Here is a 14,948-nt window from a genome sequence, read left to right on the forward strand (position 1 = left end):
GTGGCGGGAACCTTTCTCGGGGTTGTGTCAGCCGCAGATGTGCCGCAGCTGTTCGATCAATCGCACGCGACCGGCAGTGTCGGGCGCGAACGGTGTGACGTTGAGGGTCGTGACGCCCGACTCGGCGAATGCGGCCACCCGTTCGCGCACGAAGCCCTCCGAGCCGATCAGCGACACTGCGCGGATCAGTTCGACGGGTACCGCGGCCGCGGCTTCTTCCTTCTTGCCGGCCAGGTACAGGTCCTGGATGTTTTCGGCTTCCTTCTCGTACCCGTAGCGGACCGCGAGGTCGTTGTAGAAATTCTTGCCCTTGGCGCCCATGCCGCCGACATAGAGAGCGACCATCGGCCGGACCCAGTCGAGCATGTGCTCCACGTCGTCGCCGATGGCGAGCGGAACCTGGGCGTAGATCTGCAGATCTCCGAGGGCCGGGTCGCGCTTGGCCTTGCCCTTGGCGATGGAGTCTCCCCACACGCCGGCGGCTTTCTCCGGGAAGTAGAAGAGCGGCTGCCAGCCCTCTGCGATCTCCGCCGTCATCTCGACGTTCTTGGGTCCGAGCGATGCGATGATGATCGGAATCCGTTCGCGCACAGGCTCGTTGATGAGCTTGAGCGGCTTACCGAGACCGGTGCCCTGATCCGCGGGCAGCGGAATCTGGTAGTACTTGCCCTGGTGCTCGACCTTCTCGCGGCGCCACACCTGGCGGCAGATGTCGACGATCTCGCGGGTGCGGCCGAGCGGCGCGTTGTAGGGGACGCCGTGGAACCCCTCCATCACCTGCGGACCCGACGCGCCGATCCCGAGCACGAAGCGGCCGTCGGAGACGTAGTCGAGGCCCGCCGCCGTCATCGCCGTGAGCGTGGGGGTACGGGTGAACAACTGCAGGATGCCGGACGCAAGTTCCACACGGCTGGTCTTGGCCGCCAGGTAACCGATCTGGCTCACCGCATCGAACGAATAGGCCTCGGGTACGAACACGATGTCGAGCCCGGCCTGTTCGAGGTCAGCGACCTCGGCGGCGGTCTCGGCGAATCCACCGCTGTAGTTCAGTCCCATTCCGATGCGCATGCGCCACCCTCACTCCTGCCGCGCACCCGCGCGGACGTGGTCGTCGATAGTGCAACGCACACTACCGGCGTCACGATGCTCCGGGTCGCACGACCATCACGGGGCAGGCCGCCTCCCGCAGGAGCGTGTTGCTCGTCGAGCCCATCAGGAGGCCGGCGAATCCTCCACGACCACGGCTGCCGACCACCACGAGCTGGGCCTTCTCGCTCCATGCCGTCAGGTGAACGCGCGGACCGTCGACGTAGATCTTGCGGTGCACCGTGACGTCCGGGAATCGGTCGCCGAACCCGGCGAGGCATTCGGACACGAGGGCGTGCTCGCTCTCCTCGAACGCCACCGGATCGAACCAGTGCGGCGACGCTGCGACCTCGCCCGGCCGCATGTCGCTCCAGGCGTGCACCGCGACCAGATCGACCCGGCGCCACGACGCCTCCTCGAAAGCCGCTTCGACGGCCACTTCGCTCAGTGCGCTGCCGTCGAGCCCGACCACGACCGGCCGGTTGTCCGGAACGGGTGGTGCGGCGCCGCGTGCGACGACGACCGGACATGCCGCGTGACCGACGACCGCGACGGGCGTCGATCCCAGGAGCAACTCACCGAGCCGGGTACTGCCGGTCGCGCCGAGCACCACCATCGCAGACCGGCGCGACAGCTCTACCAGCCATTTCGCGCTACCCGTCAGTGCGATCTCGGTCGTGACCCGGACGTCGGGCTCGGTGGCACGAGCGATCTCCTCGGCGTCCGACAGCAGAGCGGTGGCGTCCTCCTCGGCCCATTCGAACACCTGGGAGGGCCGGAAGAACGGAAGCTCCGCCGAGGGCGTCGGCGTGAGCAACGACGCCGGGGCGAAATCGACTGCGTGGACGAGATGGAGCGTGAGGCCGCGCCCCGCCGCAGTCGCCGCCGCCCATCGAACAGCGCGTTCGGACGGAGGGGAACCGTCGACACCCACCGTCACCCGACGGCGGTCGTGGGGTTCTGCGCTCGGAGTCGTCACAAATCGAGGGTAGCCGCAATCGCAGGTCACCGTCGGGGACTTTGGTCCCACCGATTCGAGAAATTAGTCAGGACAACGGATTCCAGCGGCGATGCACATCACAATTTAATTGTCATTTCGGATACCTGTTTATATCGTCCTGGGCATGCAACTCACTCGGTTCACCGATCTCGGACTGCGAGTTGTCACGCATCTGGCCGCCGCCCCGGCGGCAGACCTGCCGAACACCGCTACGGTCGCCGAACAACTCGGACTGTCGTACGCACACACCGTCAAGGTCGTTGCGCGACTCGGGGAGCTCGGCGTCGTCATCACCCGGCGCGGGCGCGGAGGTGGTCTGGCCATCACCGAACTCGGCCGAACCGCCACGATCGGGTGGCTCACGCGCCAGCTCGAGGGTGAAGGCGAGGTCGTGGACTGCGACGGACCGAAACCATGTCCCCTCCGCGGCAATTGCACTCTTCGCGTTGCCCTGCGCACAGCTCGGGAAGCCTTCTACTCCGCGCTCGACACACTCACCGTCGCAGATCTGGCGACCCGCGGGAACACTGCCGAACTGCCTTTTCCCGTGCCCCCGCGAATCTCGCCTCCCACCCACCCATGAGGAGAACCCATGCCGCTCTCGCCCGGATCCGAAGACGTGATCGCAGCGACGCTGCCCGCAGTCGGTGCGGCCATCGGCGACATCACGCCGTTGTTCTACCGGAAGATGTTCGACGCTCACCCCGAACTCGAACGGGATCTGTTCAACCGCGGCAACCAGAAGCAAGGTGAGCAGCAGAAGGCGCTCGCCGGTTCCATCGCGGCGTTCGCGACCCTTCAGCTCGATCCGGACCCGGCGCGCGTCGAGTCGATCCTCTCCCGTATCGCGCACAAGCACGCATCGCTGGGTATCAAGCCCGACGAGTACTGGATCGTCCACAAGCACCTGTTCGAGGCCATCGTGGAAGTTCTCGGCGAGGCCGTCACTCCCGAGGTCGCGGCGGCGTGGGACGAGGTGTACTGGCTGATGGCGAACACCCTGATCGCCCTCGAAGCCGACCTCTATGCCGCCGCAGGCGTCGAGACGGGCGACGTGTGGCGCACCGTGCGTGTCGTCGGCAGGACGCACCAGTCCGCCGACACCGTGTCCTTCACACTGGCATCGAAGGACGGCTCGGTTCTGCCCACTTTCCGCCCGGGACAGTACCTTTCGGTCGGCGTTCGGCTTCCCGACGGCGCGCGCCAGATCCGCCAGTACAGCTTGTCCAACGCTCCGTCGAAGGGCGACTGGCGCATCACGGTCAAGCGCGTCCTCCCGGCCACCGGCGCCGACGGGACAACCCATCCCGCAGGTGAGGTCTCGAACTTCCTGTTCGACAACGTCTTCGAAGGTGACGACCTCGATGTCACGACTCCGTTCGGTGATCTGGTGCTCCCTGAGGACGACAAGCCGATCTTTCTCGCCTCGGCCGGGATCGGGTGCACACCGATGATCGGCATGCTCGACCACCTGGCGGAATCCGGCGACGCACGGCGCATTTCGATCCTCCACGCGGACCGCTCTCCCGCGAGCCACGCGCACCGGCGCGAACTCGAAACACTGGTGGAGCGGATCCCGTCGGCCGACGTGTACCGGTGGTACGAGGACCTCGGCGCACGGCAACCGCTGGAGACCATGCGCGTCGGCCGGGCCGACATTTCCGATCTCCCACTCGATCCGACCACGCGGGCATTCCTGTGCGGCCCGTTGCCGTTCATGCTCTCGCTGCGTGAGGCGCTCATCGCCCGGAACGTGCCGGCCGAGAACATCCGTTACGAGGTGTTCGGTCCGGACAGCTGGAGCCCCGCGTCCTGACGACAGGAGTCGTCGTCGCTCATCCTCCACCCTTGCTCGCCGCATGGCCCGACGCGGAATTCGCCACGCGCGCAACGACCACCGGAAGCCTCGCGCCGGTGCCGAAGTGCGCTGCGCGCCGATGCAGTCGACGCCGTCGTCCGCGTCGCGGTGAGGGTGGAGGATGGTGCAGCGGCTCGGCGTAGAACAACCGTTTGGCGAACTCGATCAGAACCAGGTATCCGACGATCAGCACGACGAGCATGGCGAAGAACCCGAGCGGCAGGCTCGTGAAACCGAGGTCGTCGGCGAACGGGGAGTAGGTCACGCCGATACCCACGGCGAGGACCACCGCGACCGTCACGATCAGGGTGCGGCTCGGCCGGCTGCGGATGAAAGGCGTACGGCGCGTGCGGATCGCGAAGACGATCAGAATCTGGGTGGCCAGCGACTCGACGAACCATCCCGTACGGAACAGTTCCGGTCCGGCATGGAACACCCCGAGCATGAGCCCGAACGTCACGAAGTCGAACAATGAACTCAGCGGGCCGAAGAACAGCATGAACCGGCGGATGAACCCGATGTCCCAATGCGACGGCGCACGCAGTTCCTCCGGGTCGACCCGGTCGCCCGGGAGCGCCAGCTGACTCGAGTCGTAGAGCAGGTTGTTGAGCAGGATCTGGCTGGGCAACATCGGCAGGAAGGTGAGCACAGCCGATGCGGCAGCGGCACTGAACATGTTGCCGAAATTGCTCGACGTGCTCATCAAGACGTATTTGATGGTGTTGGCGAAGGTCCGACGGCCCTCGGTGACGCCGTCGGCGAGCACACCGAGATCCTTTTCCAGAAGAACCACGTCCGCGGCGTCTTTCGCCACATCCGTGCCCGAATCGACGGAGATTCCGACGTCGGCGGCATGGAGCGCGAGCGCGTCGTTGACACCGTCCCCGAGAAACCCGACCGCGCGCCCATGCCCGCGTAGCGCCCGCACCAACCGCGCCTTCTGTTCCGGGGACACCCGTGCGAACACAGTTGCACGCTGGGCGATTTCAGCGAACTGATCGTCGTCGAGACGTCCGAGTTCGGCGCCTGTCACGCTGCCAGCCGAGCCGAGACCCAACTCGGCGCAGACCCGCTCCGCCACCTGGGCGTTGTCGCCGGTCGCGACCTTGACGGTGATGCCCAGTCGAGCAAGCCGGTCCAGCGAGTGTCGTGCCGACTCCTTCGGCTCGTCCGAGAACACGAGGAATCCCGTCAAGTGGAGGTCGTGCTCGTCGTCGGCTCCGACCCGGGTCCGCGACCCGTCGAGATTCTTCGTCGCCACCGCGACGACGCGGCGCCCCTCGTCGAACAGCTGTGCCAGCCGCTCGCGCGCGTCGGCACTCACCTCCACACACCGCGCCAGCACCGATTCGGGTGCGCCCTTGACCACCAGAAATGTCGCGTCGCCGTCCGGACCAGCGGTCAGCGCAGAGGCCATGCGACGACTGTGGTCGAACGGTACGCCGTCGATACGCCGGTACCGGTCGGCCTGCCCGCCGACCTCCCCCGCCGACTCCCACAGTGCCGTGTCCATCGCGTTGGCCGCGATCCGCTGCCCGGGACCGGCGGTTTCCGTCTCGGTCGCGAGCAATCCGTGCAGCACTGTGTGTTCGGCGCTGTTGCCGTCGAGAGGTACGGCTTCGACGAATGCGATCCGCCCGGTGGTGAGGGTGCCGGTCTTGTCCGTGATCAGGAAGTCCACATCGCCGAGGTCTTCGATGCACACGAGTCGCTTGACCAGCACCTTCTGCGCTGCCAAACGGCGGGATCCGGACGCCAGAGCGGTGCTGACCACTGCGGGAAGCAACTGGGGCGTGATACCCACCGCGATCGCGAGCGCGAACAGCAGCGACTCGATGAGCGGGCGGTCGAGCAGCAGATTGATCAGGACGATCAGCGATGTCAGAACCAGTGCGACCTGCAGCAGCAGCACCGAAAAGCTTCGCAGTCCGCGCTGGAAGTCCGTTTCCGGTTCCCTGTCACCGAGTCCGCGAGCGATGCGCCCGAATTCCGCGTTCACTCCTGTCGAGACCACCACGCCCGTGCCGGTCCCCCCGTGGACGATCGTGCCCATGAAAGCGCAATCCGTCAGGTCCGCCGTCGCCGCACCCTCCGGGACGGCATCGGTGGTCTTGACAGCGGGTTCGGATTCTCCGGTGAGCACGCTCTCGTCGCATTCGAGATCGACGACGTCCAGCAGTCGGATGTCGGCCGGCACGACGTCCCCGAGCACCAGGCGCACCACGTCGCCGGGTACGAGTTCGGTGACATCGACCCGCGCGGCCGCGCCGTCCCGCAGAACGACGGTCGTGTGCCGCACGTTCGAGTGCAGCGCAGCGGTCGCACGTTCGGCCCGGTACTCGTTGACGAATCCGAGGCCGACACTGGCGACGAGAATGATCCCGATGACGACGGCGTCGCTCCGATTCCCGAGAAAGAACGACGCGATTGCGGTGACGGCCAGCAGGAGCAGCAGTGCGCTCCGCAACTGTCGCGCGAGGACTGCCCACACCCGCACCCCGTAACTCCGGACGGCGTTCGGTCCGACACTCTCGAGTCGCTCCGCGGCCTCCGTGGCGCTCAGCCCGGACGACGAGGATCCGAGGCGTGACAGCACCTCGGCGACCGGGCTCGCGGCGGCGTCGCCGATCGCCAGGCCGGGAGAACCCGCCTTGTGCTGTGTCCGCTGCGCACCTCCGGCGATCATGTCGCCGGACGGATCGTCCCGGCGTCTGCCACCGTCTCGCCCTCGCAGGCGCATTCGGCCGCAATCGCTGTCGTCTTGTTCGGTGAGGTCGGCATTGATCTCGCTCGTCTCGAAGGCGTGACGTCAAGCGGGGTTCTTCCGCGTCGAGCGGGGTATTTCCGCGTCACCCGTGTGGTTTCGGCGGACAGGCGCACCCGTGATCATCGCAGCGTCCGCGCGGGAATGCTGTCGAATGCTCGTTCTCCGGTCCCCCCGTCAGGAGAGATGATGGCGCGGTGATCGTCGTCGTGGTTGCGCTGATCGTGCTGGTGCTCGTCGCCGCCGTCGTGCGACCGCACGGATTGCCCGAGGTGGCGGTGGCCGGACCCGCTGCGATTCTGTTGACCGTGATCGGGGCGTTGACGCCCGAACAGGCGCTCGATCAGGTGCGGGCACTCCTTCCGACGGTCGGTTTCCTCGCCGCGATCCTGGTTCTGGCGCACGCGACGGACGCTCACGGAGTGTTCCGGTGGATGGCCTCGATGCTGCGGCACAGCGCACGGGGAAGTCCCGTCCGGTTGCTCGTGTGGGTCTTCGCCGCATGTGCCACCACGACCGCGGTACTGAGCGTCGATGCGACGGTAGTTCTGCTCACTCCCGCTGTGCTCGCCGCTGCCTCTCCATGGGCATTTCACGTCGTCCGGCGAGTTATGCGTCTGCGCATCCGGCAAACTCCGCCTCGACCCTCATGCCCGTCGATGCTGCTCGGGGTGAATCTCGGGCCGAACCTCACCTACACCGGCTCGCCGGCGACGATGCTGTGGCGGTGGGTCGTCACCCGCCGCCGACGCGGCACCGCCGGTAGCCGTCCCTGAATCCTTTGCCCCACACAGCACCAACCCTCCAGCCAGGAGACGTGAGATCGGTCGTGTGGTCGGGAGTGTCCGGCGCGGCCGCACGGACCAAAGACCGCTGTCCGGCGCACAATGTGCCGTTTGCCCGGCTACGCTCGCGCCCATGGATACGGGCGTCGACCGAGCACCGAGCCTGCCCCGAGGCGGGAGCCTGCTCGCACTGCTGAGCATCCTGCTCATCGGCTTCGCCGTAGCAGTGTTCCCGTCTTTTCCCGAACCGCTCGATGCCGGTGCTCCGCCCGAGGTCTTCAGCGCCGGACGCGCCGCCACCCATATCGACGCGATCGCCACGACGCCCCGTGTTCCGGGCACGCCCGAGCACACCGCAGCGCGCGACTACCTCGTCGCCACCCTCCAGGAACTCGGATGGCGCACCACGGTTCAGTCCGGCGTCGGATGGACGACGAACGACGATCCACCCGAACAACGCGGCGCCCGGGTCGGGAACATCATCGCGATGGTCCCCGGTTCCGATCCCACCGGAACCGTAGTGCTCGCCGCTCATTACGACACGGTGGTCGGATCACCCGGCGCGGGCGACGACGGGATCGGGGTGAGCACCGCACTGGAAACGGCACGGGCCCTCGGTGTCGGTCCCGCGCCGCGCAACGACATCATGGTGCTGCTCACCGACGGTGAGGAGAACGGACTGCTCGGCTCCCAGGTGTTCACCCGGTCGCGTTCACCCGCACTCGGCCCGACGGTCGTCCTCAACCACGAGGCCCGCGGCAATGCGGGAATCCCGATGACTTTCCGGATGACCTTCCCCAACGGCGCTCTGCTCGACGCACTCACCCGATCGCCGTGGGCGGAGGCGGACTCCCTCACCCAGCTGGCATTCGAGGCGCTCCCCAACGACACCGATTTCAGCAACTTCGCCGACACCGGTTTCTCCGGATTCGACACGGCGATCGCGTCGGGTTCCGCGTACTACCACAGCCCGCTCGACACGACGGACCGACTGAGCCAGGAGTCGCTTCAGCAGATGGGCGAGACCTCCCTGGCCACGGCCCGGGCCCTCGCGGACACGGACCTGCTGACGCTCGACGACGCGGGACACGAAGTCGTCTCGCTCGTGCCCTGGGGGCTGATCCACTATCCCCGGTGGGTGGAAATTGCCGGCGCGGTGCTCCTCGCCGTCGGGGCCGCCGTTCTGGTAGTCGTACGGATCCGCCGCCGCGAAGCGACGATTCGTCAGATCCTCGCCACCGGCGCTGCCGCGCCCGTCGCAGGGATCGCGTCGGCGGGGATCGCCTGGCTCCCGTGGTGGCTCGCTCAGCAGGTGGCGCCCGGCATGGCATCACCTGTTACCGAGGAACCGTACCGTCCCGGACCGTTCCAGCTCGCGGCTGTCGTTGCCGCACTGTGTGTTCTCATTCTCGTCATTGCTGCGCTCCGGCGACGGGTGCCCGGTCCCGCCGTCACCTGCGGGATCTTCGTTGCCATCGCTGTCCTAGCCTTGGCGGGCACGCCCTTTCCCGGGGTCGCATCGGCGCTGGTGCTGCCCGTCCTGCCCACAGTGATCGCCGTGCTCGTCACACTGGCTCTGCCCGCCGAGGCGCTCTGGTGGCGTCTTGCCGTGCTGACGGTCGGCGCGCTCCCCGGAGCGGTGCTGGGCGCCGGTGCGGTTCTCGTGTCGTTCGACGCGGGGTTGGTTGCCGGTGCCTCCGCTGCCGGCGCGTTCGTTCTCATCACGTTCGCGGCGACCGCACCGCTCTGGGAACCGGTCCTGCGGCCGACGAAGGTCTGGTTGTCCGCGGTCACCGCGGTGGTCCTCGTCCTGGTGTGCACCGCGACAGCCGGCTTCGTCAACCGGGACGGGGCGACGGATCAGCGTCAGGAATTCCTCTGGTACGCCCTCGACACCGACAACGGCACAGCGACCTGGGCATCCCCGGACGCACCTCGCTCCGAGTGGAGCGAGGGCTTGCTCTCCGCGTCCGCTTCGCCGCTCCCGGACCTGTTCCCGTGGCGTGGCGACCAATCGCTGTCGCAGGGTCCGGCGCCGGTGTCCGATCTGGCACCGCCCGACGTCGAAGTTCTCGAGGACACGAGTTCGGGTGGGGCGCGAGAACTCCGTCTGCGCCTGTCGTCGCCCAGAGGGGCTCACGCCGTGGGTCTGTGGGTCGACAGCACGACGGCAACGGTGCACGGTGCGACCGTCGACGGTCAGCGAGCCGAGCCGTCCTCCGACTTCGGATTCATGTTCTGGGCGCCGGGCCCGAACGGCACCGAGGTCACACTCACGCTGAGTGTGCTCAGCGATCGGCTCGGTGTCCGGGTGAGCGATCTTTCGGGCGACCTGTCGGTGGTGCCCGGCTACGAGCCGCCGACCGATCGGGTGGTGACGCAACCCGATGTCGTGGTCACCCGCACGCTCGAGATCTGAGCGCCGGACGTTCTGCCTACCGGATCAATCCCACTGGTGAACGGGGTTGCCCTCGAGCATGTTCCCCACGTACTCACCCATCATCCCTCGGAGCGCGGTACGCCGGTCTTCGCCCGACGCTTCCCGCTTGGCGACGTGCTCGCGCTGCCACGCCGCGCCGGTCCTCCGGTTGCCGCACCGGCCCTCGATGATCCCGAGGTACCGATCGCGGGCTTTCGACGAGAGGCCGAACGCCTCGAGCCCCTTGTCGGCCAAGGGCAGCAGACACCGCAGGACGAGTTCGTCGGCACCCACCCAGCCGATCTTCGGCCAGTACAGTCTGGCGTCGAGACCGAACTTCGCGCCGAGGACCAGGTTCTTCTCGGCCGCATCGAAACTCATCTGGCGCCACAGGGGTTCGTCGGCGTCGACGAGCGCGCGGAGGGCGCCGTAGTAGAACGCCGCGTTCGCCATCGTGTCGAGCACCGTCGGCCCGGCGGGCAGCACACGGTTTTCGACGCGCAGGTGCGCATGCCCGTCGCTGATGTCGTACACCGGACGGTTCCAGCGATAGATCGTGCCGTTGTGCATCTGGAGTTCCCGCAGTTCGGGAATCCGGCCGGCATCGAGTTCGGCCATCGGATCCGAATCGCTCACCTCGGGCAGCAGCGCCGTGAAATAGCGGGAGTTCTCCTCGAACAGGTCGAGGGGAGATTCGATCCAGCGCTCACCGAACCACACTCGAGGCCGCACGCCCTGGTTCTTCAACTCGAACGGGCGAGTGTCGGTGGCCTGTGCGAACAACGGGATCCGGCTCTCGTGCCACAGCGACTTGCCTGCGAAGAACGGTGAGTTGGCACCGAGGGCAACCTGGACGCCGGCGAGACACTGCGCCGCATTCCAGTGCGGTGCGAAGTCCTCGGGTGCGACCCGCAGGTGCAACTGCAACGACGTGCACGCGGCTTCGGGGACGACCGAATTCATGTCCTCGCGAAGAGATTCCACTTCGTCGGTCCCCGGAAGCGGTACGCCGTCCAGGTCCAGTTCGAGGTCTTCTCCGCGGGCCGCGAAAATCTGCTCGTTGAGAGCCTCGTAGCGCGGATTGGCGGTGATGCGGTCCCGTCCGAGGTGGTCGAGTTCGAGAGTGGGGAGCATCCCGATCATCACGAGTTGGGCATTGTGCCGGTGCATCCGGTCGGCGGCGCGCCGCAACGAAGACCGGAGAGACTCTTCGAGCTCGAGGGTCGCGTCACCGGTCAGCGGACCCGGCTCGACGTTCATCTCGACGTTGAACTGGCCGAGTTCGGTCTGGAAGACGGCGTGATCGTCGATCGCCTGCAGCACCTCGATGTTCGACATCGCGGGAGCCATGTCGTCCTGGACGAGGTTGAACTCGATCTCCATGCCGAGCTGCGGTTCCGGCGACGAATGCACGTCGACGAACATGTCCTCGCGCAGCATCCGCTCGAGCGCGCCGATGCAGTCGCGCACCTTACGGCGAAATGCCCGCCGGTCGGCGCCGGTGAACGAACGTGCCGAAATCTCGGTGCCCATGGAACCCCCGGTCGCGCCGACGTCTGTCTCGGAACAAGCCTAACGCTCGGACGGCCGCCCGCAGGGATCAGGCGATCAGACGGCGCGGAAGTTGTCCCAGTCCGCGACGACACCGCGGTTGTTGAGCCACGCGTTGGGGTCGACCTTCGTGCCGTCCTGATCCCAGACCTCGAAGTGGAGGTGCGGACCGGTGGACCAGCCGAGGTTGCCGACGGTCGCGATCTGCTGTCCGGCGGCGACACGCTCACCGGGAGAAACCTGGTAGGTGTCGACGTGACCGTAGACGGCGGTGGTGCCGTCGTCGTTGAGCACGCGCACCCACTGTCCGTATCCGGAGGCCGCACCGGCGTCGAGCACGGTGCCGTCGGATGCGGAGGAGATCGGGGTGCCGATCGGCGCGGCGACGTCGATGCCGCCGTGGTGCGCGCCCCAGCGAGCACCGAAATCGGAGGTGAGCGTGCCGGACACAGGCTGCACGGTGCTCGGCTTGATCGGGTTCAGACTGTCCAGCCAGTTGTTTCCACCGGCGAACTGGTCGACGAGCTGCGTGATCTCGGCCGGAAGCTGCGGGGCGTCCTGCGCGGCTTGCGTGGTGACACCGGGGATCGCCGGAACCTCGACACCCGCGGGCAGCAGGCCCTCGGGCAGAGCGAACGGGAGCGTTCCGGTCGTGGGCGCTTCGGTGTGGGCCGGCGCTTCGTGACCGGGATGCGCGGCGGCGGTACCGGCGGTGAACTGGGCGCCGACTGCGAAGAAGGCACCGGTAGCTGCGGCCACGGTCGCGGCCTTCACCGGCGCGGACGTACCGGTGGGCTCCACGCGGTGACGGCCCTTATTGGACGGGGAAAAGGAAAAATCGATATCGAAAGCATTTTCTTCGCGTGCGAGCTGGTGCCGTCCCACAGTCATTTTCCCGTTCGTCGTCCCGATTTCGAGCTGGGCCTCCGGTGGCCCGTCGTTCCTGGCGACCCAAGGTAACAAAACGATATAGGGATGCGCCAGCGTGATCATCTCTTAATCTCAGGGTGCGGGACAACGGCCGATTCGACCCCCACCGGACCGACGCCGAGAGCCGTTCGCTTCGCCCCCGGCACCTGCCGCCCGCTACACTCACAGCGCGCCATGATCCGGTCCGCCGCCTCACGCGCGCGCCCTCGTAGCTCAGGGGATAGAGCACCGCTCTCCTAAAGCGGGTGTCGCAGGTTCGAATCCTGCCGGGGGCACAGAAGAACGATCCGTCGCCCGGTACCGGCTTTCGCGAAGCTCGGACGGGCGACGGATCGCTTCGTACGGTCTTGCCTACTTGAGTGTGCTGCCGGCGTCGACTGTGAGAGTCAGGCCCGTGACATACCGGGATTCGTCCGACGCCAGGAAGAGCACAGCGTTGCTGATGTCTTCGGGTTCCACCCAGCCGATCGGCAGCACGTGCATGAACTGTGCCGCCACCTTCAGGTCGTCCGGTCCCGGATTCTCGAGGTCGGGGCGGAACATCTTCATGGCGCCCTCGTTCATGAACATCGGGGTGTTCACATTGGTGGGGTGCACCGTGTTGACGCGGATGAAGTGTTCACCCAGCTCGACTGCGAACGAGCGCATCAAACCGACGACACCGTGCTTGGCCGCGATGTACGGGCCCGTATTCGGATAGGCCTTGAGCCCGCCCACCGAACTCGTCAGGATGATCGAACCACCCTGCCCGCCCTCGATGATGTGGGGTACGGCTGCCTTCACCGTCTTCCAGACTCCCGACAGGTTGATGTCCTGCATTTCCTGCCAGTCGAACTCGTCGGTCTGGTGAAGCGGGGTTCCGCCCGTTCCGATCCCGGCGTTGGCGACGATGATGTCGAGCCGCCCCAGTTGTGCGACCCCGTCGTCGACGGCGGCCTTGACCGCGTCGAAATCGCGGACGTCGGCTTGCACCGTCACGATCCGCCGGTTCAGGCCCTTGACCGCCTCGACGGTCTCGGCCATGTCCTCCGGAGTGGCCGGTTCGATCAGTGCGTTGTCCCTGATGGGGCCGCAGATGTCCAGGGCGATGATGTCCGCGCCCTCTTGCGCCAATCGCACCGCGTGACTACGTCCCTGACCGCGCGCGGCACCGGTGACGAACGCGACCTTGCCTTCAACTCTTCCCGCCATGAACTCCCTCTCTCATTGCGCCCCGGGTGATGACCCGGCGCGGTAACCGTGGGACTGCTTCAGTCGAATTGTGTTCGGGTATCAGGGATTTCTGGTGTACTCGATGTTCAGCTCGACAAGTCCGCGGAGCAGGAAGGTGGGCTCGTAGAGGAACTTCCGGTCGTCTTCCGGGCCGTGTGCGCTGTCGCTGATGCGGATGTCGCTCATGCGGTCGAGCAACTTGTTGAGCGTGACGTGGCCTTCGATGCGGGCAAGCGGCGCGCCTGCGCACGTGTGCAGGCCCCGCCCGAATGCGATGTGATCGTGCGCGTTCTTGCGATCGAGCCGGAATTCGTTCGGGTTCTCGAACTTTCGCGGATCACGGTTGGCCGCTGCAAGGCTCAGCATGACCACGGTCCCCGCGCGGACCTCGACGTCGCCGATGGTGGTGTTCTTCTTCACCAGGCGGAAGTCGACCTTGGTCGGACTGTCGAATCGCAGCGACTCTTCCATGAAGGGTTTTACGAGGCTGCGATCCTCGCGCAAGATCTTCTGGTATTCCGGTCGTTCGCAGAGCACCCGCAGCGCCGAACTGAGTAGCTTCGTCACCGTTTCCTGGCCGGCGGCGAACAGGAAGGTCGCCGGCCGGACGAGCTCGAGCAGTTCCGGCGTGGTCCCGTCCGGATACGTTGCCGCTGCCAGACCACTGAGAATGTCCCCGCGGGGTTCACGTCGCCGCTCGGCGAGGTAACCGGAGAAGCGGTCGTCGAGGTACTCGAGCGGATTGACCGCGACCGTTCTGTGGTCGAGTGCCCCCACCGGGATACCGGATCGCTCGGCGGCACCGAGTGCGAAACGGAACTCCTCGCGGTCCTCCTCCGGAACTCCCAGAAGATCTGTGATCGCCAGAGTGGCAAACGGTTTGGCGTACTGTCCGAGGAACTCGCAGTGCTCGTCATCGAAGAATTCGTCGAGCACCTGGTCCGCGAGCGACCACAGGTACTCCTCGTTTTCCTTCAGCCGCTTCGGTGTGAGGAGCCGGCCCAGCAACGAGCGTGCACGCGTGTGGTCGGGAGGATCCATCACGACCATGTGTTCCGAGATCGGAAAGAGGTGACGGTGCGCCGCGATCTGGTCCGTGATGTCGTCGCCCTCGGGTTCGAACGGCAACGGCGGAAACGGCCCGCCGATGGCGTTGACCGCGGAGAGCGCCTCGGAGTTCTTGAAGCCCTCGACAACCTCCGGATATCCGGTGACCACCATGACGCCGTAGTTCGGTTCGCGGAACACGGGATTCCGGCTTCGGAGGTGGTCGAAATAGTCGAAGGGGCTTTGCGCCAGGTCGCCGTCGGAGAAGTAGTCGGCTGAGGCGAGATCGGTCATCG

The 14,948-nt window shown here is 66.5% G+C and carries 11 protein-coding genes and 1 tRNA gene; 5 read left to right on the forward strand and 7 right to left on the reverse strand.

Going from position 1 to position 14,948, the window contains the following annotated elements:
* Positions 1 to 27: 27 nt before the first annotated feature.
* A complete protein-coding gene (locus HF886_RS06455; RefSeq protein ID WP_169651855.1) occupies positions 28 to 1,068 on the reverse strand; it encodes an LLM class F420-dependent oxidoreductase in 1,041 nt (346 codons plus the stop codon).
* A gap of 70 nt (positions 1,069 to 1,138) precedes the next feature.
* Complete coding sequence (locus tag HF886_RS21250) at positions 1,139 to 2,065, reverse strand: universal stress protein (protein WP_169651856.1); 927 nt, start codon at positions 2,063 to 2,065, stop codon at positions 1,139 to 1,141.
* Between the two features lie 145 nt (positions 2,066 to 2,210).
* On the opposite strand from HF886_RS21250, the gene HF886_RS06465 reads away from it, so the two are divergent.
* Both HF886_RS06465 and HF886_RS06470 read left to right on the forward strand, forming a co-directional pair.
* Positions 2,211 to 2,669, forward strand: coding sequence for an Rrf2 family transcriptional regulator (locus HF886_RS06465; RefSeq protein ID WP_169621111.1), 459 nt, complete (start codon positions 2,211 to 2,213; stop codon positions 2,667 to 2,669).
* 9 nt (positions 2,670 to 2,678) lie between these two features.
* A complete protein-coding gene (locus tag HF886_RS06470; protein ID WP_169651857.1) occupies positions 2,679 to 3,902 on the forward strand; it encodes a globin domain-containing protein in 1,224 nt (407 codons plus the stop codon).
* Positions 3,903 to 3,921: 19 nt separating this feature from the next.
* Here the strand turns inward: HF886_RS06470 and mgtA are convergent, their stop codons facing one another.
* Entirely contained in the window at positions 3,922 to 6,630 is a 2,709-nt protein-coding gene (mgtA, locus tag HF886_RS06475; RefSeq protein WP_206038596.1) for a magnesium-translocating P-type ATPase, read from the reverse strand.
* Positions 6,631 to 6,905: 275 nt separating this feature from the next.
* On the opposite strand from mgtA, the gene HF886_RS06480 reads away from it, so the two are divergent.
* Both HF886_RS06480 and HF886_RS06485 read left to right on the forward strand, forming a co-directional pair.
* Positions 6,906 to 7,484 (forward strand): SLC13 family permease, encoded by a 579-nt coding sequence (locus HF886_RS06480; protein ID WP_346765306.1) that lies wholly within the window; start codon positions 6,906 to 6,908, stop codon positions 7,482 to 7,484.
* Positions 7,485 to 7,626: 142 nt separating this feature from the next.
* Positions 7,627 to 9,912 (forward strand): M28 family peptidase, encoded by a 2,286-nt coding sequence (locus tag HF886_RS06485; RefSeq protein WP_169651859.1) that lies wholly within the window; start codon positions 7,627 to 7,629, stop codon positions 9,910 to 9,912.
* 24 nt (positions 9,913 to 9,936) lie between these two features.
* Here the strand turns inward: HF886_RS06485 and HF886_RS06490 are convergent, their stop codons facing one another.
* The gene (locus tag HF886_RS06490) at positions 9,937 to 11,445 is read right to left on the reverse strand and encodes a glutamate-cysteine ligase family protein (RefSeq protein WP_169651860.1); all 1,509 of its coding nucleotides are present in this window, start codon (positions 11,443 to 11,445) and stop codon (positions 9,937 to 9,939) included.
* A 75-nt stretch (positions 11,446 to 11,520) separates the two neighbouring features.
* Entirely contained in the window at positions 11,521 to 12,348 is an 828-nt protein-coding gene (locus HF886_RS06495; protein WP_346765321.1) for a peptidoglycan DD-metalloendopeptidase family protein, read from the reverse strand.
* A 247-nt stretch (positions 12,349 to 12,595) separates the two neighbouring features.
* On the opposite strand from HF886_RS06495, the gene HF886_RS06500 reads away from it, so the two are divergent.
* Positions 12,596 to 12,668, forward strand: a tRNA-Arg gene (locus HF886_RS06500).
* A 76-nt stretch (positions 12,669 to 12,744) separates the two neighbouring features.
* Here the strand turns inward: HF886_RS06500 and HF886_RS06505 are convergent.
* Together HF886_RS06505 and HF886_RS06510 are read right to left on the reverse strand one after the other, a co-directional pair.
* On the reverse strand, positions 12,745 to 13,584 hold the full coding sequence (locus tag HF886_RS06505; RefSeq protein ID WP_169621116.1) for a mycofactocin-coupled SDR family oxidoreductase: 840 nt from the start codon (positions 13,582 to 13,584) through the stop codon (positions 12,745 to 12,747).
* Positions 13,585 to 13,665: 81 nt separating this feature from the next.
* Positions 13,666 to 14,946, reverse strand: coding sequence for a cytochrome P450 (locus HF886_RS06510; RefSeq protein WP_169651862.1), 1,281 nt, complete (start codon positions 14,944 to 14,946; stop codon positions 13,666 to 13,668).
* Between the last annotated feature and the right edge of the window lie 2 nt (positions 14,947 to 14,948).

The sequence above is a fragment of the Rhodococcus sp. 105337 genome, from assembly GCF_012844225.1.
Classification (GTDB): Bacteria; Actinomycetota; Actinomycetes; order Mycobacteriales; family Mycobacteriaceae; genus Rhodococcus.